The sequence below is a fragment of the Methylobacterium sp. A52T genome (genome assembly GCF_053346095.1).
On sequence record NZ_JBKFBI010000065.1, the window covers coordinates 1 to 12,099 of the forward strand.

11 protein-coding genes and 3 tRNA genes are annotated in these 12,099 nt (G+C 72.6%); 9 read left to right on the forward strand and 5 right to left on the reverse strand.

All coding sequences use genetic code 11. The features are described from left to right. The 4 genes from ACLBYE_RS16610 to aroA form a co-directional block, all read right to left on the reverse strand. On the reverse strand, nucleotides 1-272 hold a 272-nt coding region (locus ACLBYE_RS16610; protein ID WP_447695016.1), incomplete at its 3' end, for a hypothetical protein. A gap of 116 nt (nucleotides 273-388) precedes the next feature. Beyond that, nucleotides 389-464, reverse strand: a tRNA-Lys gene (locus ACLBYE_RS16615). A 92-nt stretch (nucleotides 465-556) separates the two neighbouring features. After that, nucleotides 557-1,195, reverse strand: a complete 639-nt coding sequence (cmk, locus tag ACLBYE_RS16620; protein ID WP_447695030.1) for a (d)CMP kinase — start codon at nucleotides 1,193-1,195, stop codon at nucleotides 557-559. A gap of 5 nt (nucleotides 1,196-1,200) precedes the next feature. Next, a complete protein-coding gene (gene aroA / locus ACLBYE_RS16625) occupies nucleotides 1,201-2,550 on the reverse strand; it encodes a 3-phosphoshikimate 1-carboxyvinyltransferase (protein WP_447695017.1) in 1,350 nt (449 codons plus the stop codon). A 267-nt stretch (nucleotides 2,551-2,817) separates the two neighbouring features. Between aroA and ACLBYE_RS16630 the strand changes: the two genes are divergently transcribed. The 3 genes from ACLBYE_RS16630 (at nucleotide 2,818) to ACLBYE_RS16640 (ending at nucleotide 3,564) form a co-directional block, all read left to right on the forward strand. Beyond that, nucleotides 2,818-3,204 (forward strand): TIGR02300 family protein, encoded by a 387-nt coding sequence (locus ACLBYE_RS16630; protein WP_447695018.1) that lies wholly within the window; start codon nucleotides 2,818-2,820, stop codon nucleotides 3,202-3,204. A gap of 153 nt (nucleotides 3,205-3,357) precedes the next feature. Beyond that, nucleotides 3,358-3,433: transfer RNA gene (locus tag ACLBYE_RS16635), tRNA-Ala, on the forward strand. A gap of 55 nt (nucleotides 3,434-3,488) precedes the next feature. Then, a tRNA-Ala gene (locus tag ACLBYE_RS16640) sits at nucleotides 3,489-3,564 on the forward strand. Between the two features lie 233 nt (nucleotides 3,565-3,797). Here the strand turns inward: ACLBYE_RS16640 and ACLBYE_RS16645 are convergent. Beyond that, on the reverse strand, nucleotides 3,798-4,286 hold the full coding sequence (locus ACLBYE_RS16645; RefSeq protein ID WP_020092868.1) for an Lrp/AsnC family transcriptional regulator: 489 nt from the start codon (nucleotides 4,284-4,286) through the stop codon (nucleotides 3,798-3,800). Nucleotides 4,287-4,464: 178 nt separating this feature from the next. Between ACLBYE_RS16645 and mdeB the strand changes: the two genes are divergently transcribed. The 6 genes from mdeB (at nucleotide 4,465) to ACLBYE_RS16675 (ending at nucleotide 12,076) form a co-directional block, all read left to right on the forward strand. Beyond that, entirely contained in the window at nucleotides 4,465-7,149 is a 2,685-nt protein-coding gene (gene mdeB / locus ACLBYE_RS16650) for an alpha-ketoglutarate dehydrogenase (protein ID WP_447695019.1), read from the forward strand. Between the two features lie 76 nt (nucleotides 7,150-7,225). Next, nucleotides 7,226-8,599, forward strand: a complete 1,374-nt coding sequence (locus ACLBYE_RS16655) for a 2-oxo acid dehydrogenase subunit E2 (RefSeq protein WP_447695020.1) — start codon at nucleotides 7,226-7,228, stop codon at nucleotides 8,597-8,599. 11 nt (nucleotides 8,600-8,610) lie between these two features. Then, nucleotides 8,611-10,338, forward strand: coding sequence for a dihydrolipoyl dehydrogenase (gene lpdA / locus ACLBYE_RS16660; protein ID WP_447695021.1), 1,728 nt, complete (start codon nucleotides 8,611-8,613; stop codon nucleotides 10,336-10,338). Between the two features lie 310 nt (nucleotides 10,339-10,648). Next, nucleotides 10,649-11,257 (forward strand): hypothetical protein, encoded by a 609-nt coding sequence (locus ACLBYE_RS16665; RefSeq protein ID WP_447695031.1) that lies wholly within the window; start codon nucleotides 10,649-10,651, stop codon nucleotides 11,255-11,257. 34 nt (nucleotides 11,258-11,291) lie between these two features. Further along, nucleotides 11,292-11,702, forward strand: coding sequence for a DUF2147 domain-containing protein (locus ACLBYE_RS16670; RefSeq protein WP_012322496.1), 411 nt, complete (start codon nucleotides 11,292-11,294; stop codon nucleotides 11,700-11,702). Nucleotides 11,703-11,806: 104 nt separating this feature from the next. Beyond that, nucleotides 11,807-12,076, forward strand: coding sequence for a hypothetical protein (locus tag ACLBYE_RS16675; RefSeq protein ID WP_012322495.1), 270 nt, complete (start codon nucleotides 11,807-11,809; stop codon nucleotides 12,074-12,076). Nucleotides 12,077-12,099: the final 23 nt, after the last annotated feature.

Below are 12,099 nucleotides of genomic sequence, written 5' to 3' on the forward strand. Positions count from 1 at the left end.
GAATCGCCGGCGCCCGGGGCGAGGGCGCCCCCGCGGGCGGCGCCGGCGGCCGCGCCCGCGATGCCGAGACCGATGGCGGCCCCGGTCGACAGGCCGCGGTGACGGCGGTAGCCGAAATCGCGCCGGTGGCCGTAGCCGCGATCGTAGCCGCGGCCGTAGCCGTAGCCGTGGTGGCCGCCGTAGCCGTAGCCATAACCCTGCGCCTGGGCGCCGGTGGCGCCGAGCGCGCCGAGGGACAGGGTGACGGCGGAGATGAGAGCGAGCTTGCGCATCGGTGACTCCTTCGCAGTTGCGTTGGGACCCCAACCCAAAGCGCAACCAGGGGTTCCGATTTTCATGTGGGCAGGGCGCCGACCGCGCCGGATGTCAAAAGTGAGGATCGAGGATGTGGTGAGCGCGCTGGGACTCGAACCCAGGACCTACAGATTAAAAGTCCGTTGCTCTACCAGCTGAGCTACGCGCTCGCGTCCCGGGCCGCGCGGCGGCCCGTCGGGGACGGCGCGTCCGCAATAGGTGAGCGGGACCGGGGGGTCAACACGACGGAGGTGGACAACCCTCAGGCCGCGTCGCCGCGGGTCCGCTCCACGATGTCCCGGGCCTCGTCGAAGGCCGCGTCCGCGTCGAGCTCGGTGGTGTCGAGCCGGACCGCGTCGTCGGCCATGCGCAGGGGCGCGGCGCTGCGCGACGCGTCCCGGGCGTCGCGGGCCTCGATGTCGGCCAGGATCGCCGCGAAGGTCGCCGCCTCCCCGCGGCCGGCCAGCTCGCGGTGGCGGCGGCGGGCACGCTCCTCGGACGAGGCGGTGATGAACAGCTTCACCGCGGCCTCGGGGCACACGACCGTGCCGATGTCGCGCCCGTCGAGCACCGCCCCCTGCGGGTCGGCGGCGAAGCGGCGCTGCCACGCGAGCAGTCCGGCACGGACCTCCGGCACCGACGAGACGCGGGAGGCCGCCTCCCCCATCGCCCGCTCGCGCAGGCGCGGATCGTCGAGCCGACCGGCGTCGAGGGCCAGGGCCGCCCGCGCCGCGGCGGCGGCATCGTCCAGCGATAGACCGGCGTCGATCAGGGCCAGCGCCACCGCCCGGTAGAGGAGCCCGGTGTCGAGATGCGGCAGGCCGTAATGGTCGGCCAGACGCTTGGCGAGGGTACCCTTGCCGGACGCGGCCGGTCCGTCGATCGCGATGACGAGCGGCATGGCGGTCACGCCCCGATCTGGCCGCCGAGGGCCTGCATGGTCGGAAGGAAGCTCGGGAAGCTCGTGGCGATCATCGCGCCGTCATCCACCGTGACCGGGTTCCGCGCCGCGAGGCCCATCACCAGGAACGCCATGGCGATGCGGTGGTCGAGGTGGGTCGCCACCGTCCCGCCGCCCGGCGCCGCGGTGCCGTCGCCCTCGACCACGAGATCGTCGCCCTCGACCGCGTGGCGGACGCCGTTCGCGGCGAGCCCGGCCGCCACGGCCGCGAGGCGGTCCGATTCCTTCACCCGCAGCTCGTGCAGGCCGTTCATCCGGGTCCGACCCTCGGCGAAGCTCGCCGCCACCGCCAGCACCGGGTACTCGTCGATCATCGCGGGCGCCCGCTCGGCCGGAACGTCGACGCCGGTCAGGCGGCTCGCGCGCACGCGCAAGTCGGCCACGGTCTCGCCGCCCTCCTCCCGCTCGGCCACGCGCTCGATCTGCGCGCCCATCTCGAGGAGCGTCGTGATCAGCCCGATGCGCAGCGGGTTCATCATCACGCCCTCGATCACCACGTCGGACCCGGGCACGATCAGCGCCGCCACCAGCGGGAACGCCGCCGAGGACGGGTCGGCCGGCACCACCACGTCGGTGCCGCGCAGCGTCGGCTGGCCCGTCAGCGCGACCTTGCGGCCGTGGCCGCCCGGCCCGTGCGGCTCGACGCTGACCGCGGCGCCGAACAGGCGCAGCATCCGCTCGGTGTGGTCGCGGGTCGCGGCCGCCTCGATCACGGTCGTGACGCCGGGGGCGTTGAGGCCGGCGAGCAGGACCGCCGACTTGATCTGCGCCGAGGCCGCCGGGGTCTCGTAGGTGATCGGGATCGCCTCCCTGGGCCCCCGCAGGGTCAGGGGCACGCGGCCGCCCTCGGCCTCGGCCAGGACCTGCGTGCCCATCCGGGTGAGCGGGTCGAGGATGCGGCGCATCGGCCGCGACCGCAGGGAGGCGTCGCCGTCGAAGGTCGCGGTCACCGGCTGCCCGCCGACCACGCCCATCATCAGCCGCGAGCCGGTGCCGGCATTGCCGAAATCGAGAACCTCGGCCGGGTCGCCGAGGCCGCCGATCCCGACGCCCCGGACCCGCCAGCGCCCGGCCCCTAGGCGCTCGACCCCTGCCCCCAGCGCCTTCGCGGCGGCGGCGGTGCGCAGGACGTCGTCGCCCTCCAGCAGGCCCTCGACCCGCGTCTCGCCCTGGCTGAGCAGGCCGAGGATCATCGACCGGTGCGAGATCGACTTGTCGCCGGGCGGGCGCAGGCGCCCGCGCAGCGGGGCGCCGGGCGCGGCGGTGAGGGGCTGGGGAGTCGAATCGTGCGACACGGGACGTCCGTTCGGGCTCTGAGACGTGGACCAGGATCCGGCGCGTCGCGCGGCCCTGCCGCGGCGCTGCAATCGGACGGTGAAATCGCCGCGCCGTTAACACGGGCACCGCCCGCCGTCATCCATCCGCTGCCCGCACCGATCCCGGGCGCCGCACGCGGGGACGCACCGCCCGAAACACCCTGCGCGGGCTCGATTGACAGGCGCTTTCACCGCGACTAACGGGGCGCCTCCCCCGAGACAGTACTGACGACGAGGTGTCCGCCCGTGGCCCGACCGGAACTTGGCTTGAAGCGCCAGTGCATGAGCTGCGGCGCGAAGTTCTACGACCTCGCCCGCGATCCCGCGGTCTGCCCGAAATGCGGCGCGGTTTATCAGGCGGTGGCCACCTCCAGCCGTGCGGCTCCCCCGGCGCTGTCGCGGGGCCCGGCCAACACCGACGACGAGGACGAGACGGACGAGAAGGGCCCGGAGATGGTCTCCCTCGACGAGGTCGAGGCCGCCGAGGACGACGCGGATCCGACGCCCGAGGACGACTCGGCCGAGGACGGGGATTCCTCCGACGACGACACCTTCCTGGAGGAAGAGGATTCCGGCGACGACGACGTCTCCGACCTGATCGACGGCGATATCGAGAACGACGAGGAGGGCTGAGGCGGCCTCCGTCTCCCCCGACCAAAAACCCCCGGCGGCAGCGAAAAAGGGGGTTGAGTCCGCGATGCGAGCCGCCTATAGAACCGGCCTCGCCGACCGCGACCCGGACCGGCGAGACCCCGCGGTACCCGAACCGCGGTGGATGTAAAAAGTGGGGCCTTAGCTCAGCTGGGAGAGCGCTTCCATGGCATGGAAGAGGTCATCGGTTCGATCCCGTTAGGCTCCACCATCCCACCCTCGCGCGACGCGGCCCTGTCGGGGACGCGGACCGCCGTTAACAATATGGGGCCTTAGCTCAGCTGGGAGAGCGCTTCCATGGCATGGAAGAGGTCATCGGTTCGATCCCGTTAGGCTCCACCATTCCCCGCGCGCGCGACGCGGCCGTCCCGGCCTTCCGCGCCGTCAAGCAGATCCCGACAGCACCGTCCTCGCGAGCTGAGCGAAGCAATCCAGTCGGCGCGAAGACTGAGGCGCGCTCCTAGGGCACTTCGCTCTGCTCGCGCTGACGGAGAGGACGCCGCCCGAGCGCTTCAGGCGGTACCCGTCTCGGCCGTCCAGGCCCGCATCGGCACTCCTCGCCGGATCAACCCGGCTCAGCGGGTCAGGTGACCGAGCGGCAGCGCGGTCGTGTACTTCACCTGCCCCAGGGCGAAGCTCGAGCGGATGTTGGCCACGCCGGGGATCCGCGTGAGGTGGTCGAGGACGAGCTTCTGGTACTGGCCCAGATCCTCGACCACGACGCGCAGCATGTAGTCGGCCTCGCCGCTCATCAGGTAGCACTCCATCACCTCCGGGCGGCTGCGCACCGCCTCGTCGAAGGCCTGGAGCGCGGCCTGGGTCTGCTTCTCCAGCGACACGTGGACGAAGACGTTGACCGCGAGCCCGAGGCTCAGCGGGTCGACCACCGCCACGCAGCCGCGGATCACCCCCGCCTCCTTCAGGTCGTTGACGCGTCGCCAGCACGGCGACGTCGACAGGCCGACCCGCTCCGCGAGATCCGCGATGCTGATCTCGCTGTCCTGCTGCAGGCACTCCAGAATGCGCAGGCTCGCGGCGTCGAGGGCGGCCGGTCGGGCGGGCATGCGATCGGTCTCCGTTTCTCAGCCGCGCGCGGCCTGGGGCGCAGGATGCGGCATGTTTTGCCGCCTACAGCCCGCATCTGGGAATATCAATCCGCGAACACTCGCATAGCGGCAAATATCCGGCATGTCCCGCCGCCACGATCCTCGTATGATCGCGCCGACCAGGGAGGCCGCGCCGATGAACGCCATACCGCCGAAAGCCACGATCGCGCGGTCCGCCGAGGTGGATCACGACCCGGCCGAGACCCAGGACTGGCTCGCCGCGCTGGAATCGGTCTTCCGCACCGAGGGCGCGGCCCGGGCGCGCTTCATCCTCGACCGCCTGGAGCGGCGCTCGAAGGAGATCGGCATCCTCGACGAGGCCCTGCCCTACTCGCCCTACCGGAACACGATCGCGCTGGAGAAGCAGCCGCGCTACCCCGGCGACCTCGACATCGAGGAGCGCCTGACCTCGATCATGCGCTGGAACGCCCTCGCCATGGTGGTGCGCGCCAACATGGCCTACGGCGAGCTCGGCGGCCACGTGGCGAGCTACGCCTCGGCGGCGGAGCTGTTCGAGGTCGGGTTCAACCACTTCTTCAAGGGCGGCACGGACGGCGACCTCGTCTACTTCCAGCCGCACTCGGCGCCGGGCGTCTACGCGCGGGCCTTCCTCGAGGGCCGCCTCTCCGACGAGCAGCTGAAGCACTACCGCCAGGAGATCGCCGGCGACGGGCTGTGCTCCTACCCGCATCCCTGGCTGATGCCGGATTTCTGGCAGGTCCCCACCGGCTCCATGGGCATCGGCCCGATCCACGCGGTCTACCAGGCCCGGTTCATGCGCTACCTCGGCGACAGGGGCCTCGCCGACACCGGCGGCCGGCACGTCTGGGGCGTGTTCGGCGACGGCGAGATGGACGAGCCCGAGTCGATCGGCGGCCTGGCGCTCGCCGCGCGCGAGAATCTCGACAACCTGACCTTCGTCATCAACTGCAACCTGCAGCGGCTCGACGGGCCGGTGCGCGGCAACGGCCAGATCATCCAGGAGCTGGAGAGCCTGTTCCGCGGCGCCGGCTGGAACGTCATCAAGGTGCTGTGGGGCTCGGAGTGGGACGGGATCTTCGCCCGTGACACCAACCACGCCCTGCTGCGCCGCTTCGCCGAGACGGTGGACGGCAAGTACCAGACGCTCGGCGCCAAGGACGGCGCCTACAACCTCGCGCACTTCTTCGGCGAGGACCCGGAGGTGCGCGAACTCGTCGCCCACATGTCGGACGCCGACGTCGACCGGCTGAAGCGCGGCGGCCACGACTTCCGCAAGCTCTACGCGGCCTTCGCGGCTGCCAAGGCCACCAAGGGCCGGCCGACGGTGATCCTGGCCAAGACCAAGAAGGGCTACGGCATGGGCGGCGCGGGCGAGTCGCGCATGACCGCCCACCAGGCCAAGAAGCTCGACGTCGACGCGCTGCGCGCCTTCCGCGACCGCTTCGCCCTGCCGCTGTCGGACGCGCAGGTTGAGGGCCTGGCCTTCTACAAGCCGACCGAGGACGGCGCCGAGATGCGCTACCTGCGCGAGCGGCGCGAGATGCTCGGCGGCGTCCTGCCGGCCCGCCGCCGCACGGCGCCGACGGTCCCTGTTCCGGAGCTCTCCACCTACGCGGGCTTCGCCCTCGAGGCCGGCGGCAAGGAGATGTCGACCACCACAGCGGTGGTGCGCCTGTTCGGCAACCTCCTGAAGCACAAGGATCTCGGGCCGCGCATCGTGCCGATCGTCGCCGACGAGGCGCGGACCTTCGGCATGGCCAACCTGTTCCGGCAGGTCGGGATCTACGCGCCGCAGGGGCAGCTCTACGAGCCGGAGGATGCCGGCTCGATGCTCTACTACCGCGAGGCCCGGGACGGGCAGCTCCTCGAAGAGGGCATCACCGAGGCCGGGGCGATCTCGTCCTGGACGGCGGCGGCCACGTCCTACAGCGTCCACGGCCTGTCGATGCTGCCGTTCTACATCTACTACTCGATGTTCGGCTTCCAGCGGGTCGGCGACCTGATCTGGGCGGCGGCCGACCAGCGGGCCCGCGGCTTCCTGATCGGCGCCACGGCGGGTCGCACGACGCTGGGCGGCGAGGGCCTGCAGCATCAGGACGGATCGAGCCACATGCAGGCGGCCGCGATCCCGAACTGCCGGGCCTACGATCCGGCCTTCGCGTACGAGATGGCGGTGATCGTCGACCGGGGCGCCCGGGCGATGATGGAGGAGGGCGAGGACGCCTTCTACTACCTCACGGCGATGAACGAGAACTACGCCCAGCCGTCCATGCCGCAGGGGGCAGAGGCCGGGATCCTGAAGGGCATGTACCGGCTGTCGGGGCCGGAGGCCGGCCAGGGCACGGGCGCCGCCGTGCGGCTCCTCGGTTCCGGGGCGATCCTGCCGGAGGTGATCGCGGCGGCGGCGCTGCTCGCGCAGGATTTCGGCGTCGCGGCCGAGGTGTTCAGCGTGACGAGCTTCAGCGAGCTGGCCCGCGATGCCCGCGAGGCCGAGCGGCAGGCGATGCTCAACCCGGAGGCCGAGTCGCCGGTCAGCCACGTGGCGGCGCTGCTGCCGGGCACGGCCCCCATCGTCGCGGCGAGCGACTACGTCCGGGCCTACCCGCAGCTGATCGCCTCCTATGTCGGCGCGCGCTTCGTCGCCCTCGGCACCGACGGGTTCGGGCGCAGCGACACCCGCAACGCGCTCCGCCGGTTCTTCGAGGTCGACCGGCAGCACGTGGTCATCGCCGCCCTGCACGCCCTGGCCGAGGCCGGCACGGTTCCGCGCGCGACGGTCGCGGAGGCGATCCGCCGCTACGGCATCGCGGCGGACGCGCCCGCGCCCTGGACGATCTGAGGCCGGGCGCCCCGTCGAGGGGCGCAGCCCGCCCCCATCCCTTTTCCGAACGCCCGACCCACGGACATCCGACCGCATGAGCGCCGCGCTGCAGATTGCCCTTCCGGACATCGGCGACTACCGGGACGTGCCGGTCATCGAGCTTCTGGTGAAGCCCGGCGACCGTCTCGCGGTCGACGACCTGATCCTCAGCATCGAGTCCGACAAGGCCACCATGGAGGTCCCCTCCCCGGTCGCCGGCATCGTGCGCGAGTTGCTGGTGTCGGTGGGGTCGAAAGTGTCCGAGGGCACGCCGATCCTGACGGTGGAGCCTTCCGAGGGCGGCGGGGCCGAGACCGCGGCGGCAGCGCCTGCCGCGGCCGCAGCGCCGTCGGCTTCCGGGCAGGGCGCGGGTCCCCTCTCCCGTGCGGGAGCGGAACAAGGTGAGGGATCAGGGTTGTCCGGAGGCGGCACCCCCCTCACAGCAGCCCTCGCCCGCACGGGAGAGGGAGCCGGTCGCGCCTCGCCGGAGCCGATGCGGGCCGACCCGATCCAGGCGACCCGCGGCGACGTGCATGCCAGCCCGTCGGTCCGCCAGCTCGCCCGCGAGCTGGGCGTCGGGCTCGACCGCGTCGCCGCCACCGGGCCGAAGGGGCGGATCCTGCGCGAGGACGTGCACGCCTTCGTCAAGGCGGCCCTCAACGCGCCGGCCCAGGTGCCCGCCGCGTCCGGCATCGGTGCCGGCCTGCCGCCCTGGCCGGAGGTCGACTTCGCCAAGTACGGGCCGGTGCGGCGCGAGCCGCTGTCGCGCATCCAGAGCCTCTCGGGGGCCAATCTCAGCCGCAACTGGCTGACGATCCCCCACGTCACCAACTTCGACCGGGCCGACGTCACCGAGATCGAGTCGTTCCGGGTCGGCCTCAACACGGAGACGCGCACGCCGTCCGCCCGGGTCACCATGGTGGCCTTCCTGATCAAGGCGGCGGCCTCGGCGCTGCGCGCCTACCCGCGCTTCAATTCCTCCCTGGAGGGCGGCGACCTCGTCCTGAAGGACTACGTCCATGTCGGCTTCGCGGTGGATACGCCGAAGGGCCTGATGGTGCCGGTGGTGCGCGACTGTGACCGCAAGGGCCTCATCGAGATCGCCACCGAGATGGCCGCGATGGCCGAGAAGGCCCGGTCCGGAACTCTCCCGGGCTCCGACATGCAGGGCGGCTGCTTCTCGGTCTCGTCGCTCGGCGGCATCGGCGGCGACGGCTTCACCCCGATCATCAACGCCCCCGAGGTCGCGATCCTGGGCGCCGCGCGCTCGCGCACCGAGGCGGTGTGGGACGGCAAGGCCTTCCAGCCGCGCCTGATCCTGCCGCTCAGCCTGTCCTGGGACCACCGCGTCGTGGACGGCGTCGCCGCCGCCCGCTTCCTCGGCCACGTGGCCTCGGTCCTGTCGGACCTGCGCCGCGCCCTCCTGTGACCGCCGCCGCCATGCCCGAGACCCTCGACATCCGCGTCCCCGATCTCGGGGACTACGCCGACGTGCCCGTCATCGAGATTCCGGTGGCGCCCGGTGAATCGGTTGCCCAGGACCAGACCCTGCTGGTGGTCGAATCCGACAAGGCGACGCTGGACATCCCCTCCCCCGCGGCGGGCCGCCTCGTGGAGATGCTGGTCGGCCTCGGCGACACGGTCTCGGCCGGCACCCTCGTCGCCCGCCTCGCGGTCGAGGCGACCGACGCGCGCGGCGAACCGGCCCCTGCGCCGGCGTCGGCCCCCGCGCCGAAGCCCGCCGCGCCGCCGCCGAAGCCGCAGGCCGGCGCGGGCTGCGATCTCCTGGTGATCGGCGGCGGACCGGGCGGCTACTCGGCCGCCTTCCGGGCCGCCGATCTCGGGCAGCGGGTCATCCTGGTCGAGCGCCACGCGACCCTCGGCGGCGTCTGCCTCAACGTGGGCTGCATCCCCTCGAAGGCGCTGCTCCACGTGGCCGCGGTCACCGAGGAGGCCGTCCGGCTGGCCGCGCACGGGATCAGCTTCGGTGCGCCGACGGTCGATCTGGAGAAGCTGCGGACCTTCAAGGCCGGCACCGTCCGCCGCCTCACCGACGGGCTCGCCCAGATGGCGCGCCAGCGCAAGGTCGAGGTGGTCCGCGGGACAGCCCGCTTCACCGGGCCCGACACGGTCTCGGTGACGCTGCACGACGGCGGCACGCGCGACATCACCTTCACGGGCGCCGTCGTGGCGGCGGGCTCGGCGCCGGTGGCCCTGCCGATGCTCCCGGACGATCCGCGGATCGTGAATTCCACCGGGGCGCTGGAACTGCCCGCCGTGCCGCGTCGGCTCCTGGTGATCGGCGGCGGCATCATCGGCCTGGAGATGGCGACCGTCTACAGCGCGCTCGGCGCGCGGGTCGACGTAGTCGAGCGCTTGCCCGGCCTGCTCGAGGGCGTCGACCGGGATCTCGTCGGCGTCTGGACGAAGCGCAACGCTCACCGTTTCGACCGCGTTTTGACGGGGGTCGAGGTCGTCTCCGCCGAGGCGAGACCGGACGGGATCGCCGTGACCTTCTCGGGTGAGGCCGAGCCCGGAACCTACGACCTCGTGCTCCAGGCCGCAGGCCGCCGGCCCAACGGGGCGACGCTCGGTCTCGACGCGGCCGGCGTGGCGCTGGACGGCGGCTTCGTGCCGGTGGACGCCCAGATGCGCACGAACGTGCCGCACATCTTCGCCATCGGCGATTGCGTCGGCCAGCCGATGCTCGCCCACAAGGCGGTGCATCAGGGCCACGTCGCCGCCGAGGCGGCCGCCGGCCATAAGGCCGGGTTCGACGCCGCCGTGATCCCGTCGGTCGCCTACACCGACCCGGAAATCGCCTGGGCCGGCCTCACCGAGACGGCCGCGAAGGCGGCCGGGCGGGCCGTCGAGGTGGCGCGCTTCCCCTGGGCCGCCTCGGGCCGGGCCATCGCCAACGGCGCCGATTACGGTCTGACCAAGCTGCTGTTCGACGCGCAGACCCGGCGCGTCGTCGGCGGCGCCATCGTCGGCCCGAGCGCCGGCGACATGATCGGCGAGGTCGCGCTGGCGATCGAGATGGGCGCCGACGCCACCGATATCGGCCGGACGATCCACCCCCACCCGACCCTCGGCGAGACGATCGGTCTCGCGGCGGAGGCCGGGCTCGGCCTCTGCACCGACCTGCCGCCGGTCGCCCGTCGGTAGACAAGACGTCGGCGCCGGGCCAGTCCGCCCGGCGGCTCGACGGATCGCCGCGTCTTGTATAGATCTCGGCCCGCGTCGCCGGCTCGGCCGGGAAGCCGTCCGGTCGGAGCGTTCTGCCGGCCCCCGATGCGGCGGTACGTGGCGAAGATCTGGTGGTTCAGCTGGGAGGATATGATCCGAGATGCTGTGGCACACCGGACCGTCTTTCCGCCCCGCTGCCCACATCTTGTCATTACTGGCGCGGGATCGATTCTCGCGCGGGGCCCCGCCGCCCGCATCCGCGCTCCGGGTGCCGCCCCTGGCCCTCGCGGTGCTGCTGGGGTCGGTCGCGGTGATCGGGTCGCCGAGCTGGGCGCGTGATGCCGCCGAGGCGCCGAAGCCGGCCGATGCGCCGCCCCCCGCCGACGGGCCGCAGGCGCTCATCGCCTCGCTGCGGAGCCGCATCCTCGCGGCGCACAGCGCGACCTTCGCCCTCGAGAGCTGGTGTGCCGACTACAAGCTCGCCGGAGACCCGCACCTCGTGGCGGAACGCGTGCCCGTGGCCGACAAGCCCCTGACGGCCGCGCAGCGCGCCCGTCTCGCGATCGGCCCGGACGAGCCGGTGCGCTACCGCCGGGTCCGCCTCGCCTGCGGGGACCGCGTCCTGTCCGAGGCGGATAACTGGTACGTGCCGGCCCGGCTCACGCCGGAGATGAACGCGACGCTGGACACCACCCGCACCCCCTTCGGCCGGGTCGTGCGTCCCCTCGCCCCGGTACGCAGCACCGTCGAGGTGCGCGCGCCGGTGCGGAGCGCCGCGCCCGGACCGGACGATCCGCTCTTCGAGATCGACGCCGTGCTGTCGACCGGGGCCGGGCACCCGTTCTGCGAGGTCGTCGAGACGTATCTGGGCGGTGCGCTGCCGCAGGCATCGCGGTAGAACCCGGCCGCGTTCTCGGTTGGGAGGAACAGGTATGGGTTCGAGGTTTCGTCGCACGGTTCTGGCCCTGCTCGCGACGGGCGCGGCGTGCGCGCCGGCCCTGGCGGCCGATCCGGCCGGCGTGTGGCTGACGGAAACCGGCAGTTCGAAGGTCCGCATCGCGCCCTGCGGCGGCGGCTTCTGCGGCACGATCATCAGCGCGCCCGGGAAGGGGCTCGACGCGAAGAACCCGGATCCGGCCCTGCGCGGCCGCAGCGTCGTCGGCGTCCAGATCCTCGACGCGCGACAGCCCGAAGGCGGCGGCTTCTCGGGGTCGCTCTACAACCCGAACGACGGCAAGACCTATTCCGGTTCGCTGAAGCTCACGGGACCCGACTCGCTCGAGGTCTCCGGCTGCGTCATGAGCGTGTTCTGCAAGCGGCAGACCTGGACGCGCGTGAAGTGAGCGCGCGCGGCCGGTGCCGGGGCGAGACGGTGCCGCGTCGCAACATCGCGGGATCGATCGCGCGCGACCGAGGTTGCCAGGGTCTGGAACCAGCAAGGATTCTCATGACCCGGACATGTCTCGCTGCCCTTCTCGCCCTCGCCACCGTCGCGCCGGCCAGCGCCCAGGTCGAGGCCCGGCCCGTCGCGCCCGCTCCCGGCGCGCCGGGCGTGGTGAGCCAGCAGATCGACGCCACCGGGAACGAAGCCGCCGTGAGCTACTCGCCCACCGGCCGGCCGGCCGACACCATCTCCAACAACTCGGCGGCCGCGGGCAATGCCAACCAGCCGTCGCGGGTCGCGCCGCAGGGCGGTGGCGGCGGCGGCAGCCGATGATGGCGCCTGATCCCCGGTGACCC

Excerpts from the sequence above, each read along its gene's own strand:
- cmk (WP_447695030.1), bottom strand. The coding sequence starts at position 1,195 with ATGCCGCTCGTCATCGCGATCGACGGACCGGCCGCGTCCGGCAAGGGT.
- ACLBYE_RS16645 (WP_020092868.1), bottom strand. The coding sequence starts at position 4,286 with ATGCCCGCCCGACCGGCCGCCCTCGACGCCGCGAGCCTGCGCATTCTG.
- mdeB (WP_447695019.1), top strand. The coding sequence starts at position 4,465 with ATGAACGCCATACCGCCGAAAGCCACGATCGCGCGGTCCGCCGAGGTG.
- ACLBYE_RS16655 (WP_447695020.1), top strand. The coding sequence starts at position 7,226 with ATGAGCGCCGCGCTGCAGATTGCCCTTCCGGACATCGGCGACTACCGG.
- lpdA (WP_447695021.1), top strand. The coding sequence starts at position 8,611 with ATGCCCGAGACCCTCGACATCCGCGTCCCCGATCTCGGGGACTACGCC.
- ACLBYE_RS16670 (WP_012322496.1), top strand. The coding sequence starts at position 11,292 with ATGGGTTCGAGGTTTCGTCGCACGGTTCTGGCCCTGCTCGCGACGGGC.
- ACLBYE_RS16675 (WP_012322495.1), top strand. The coding sequence starts at position 11,807 with ATGACCCGGACATGTCTCGCTGCCCTTCTCGCCCTCGCCACCGTCGCG.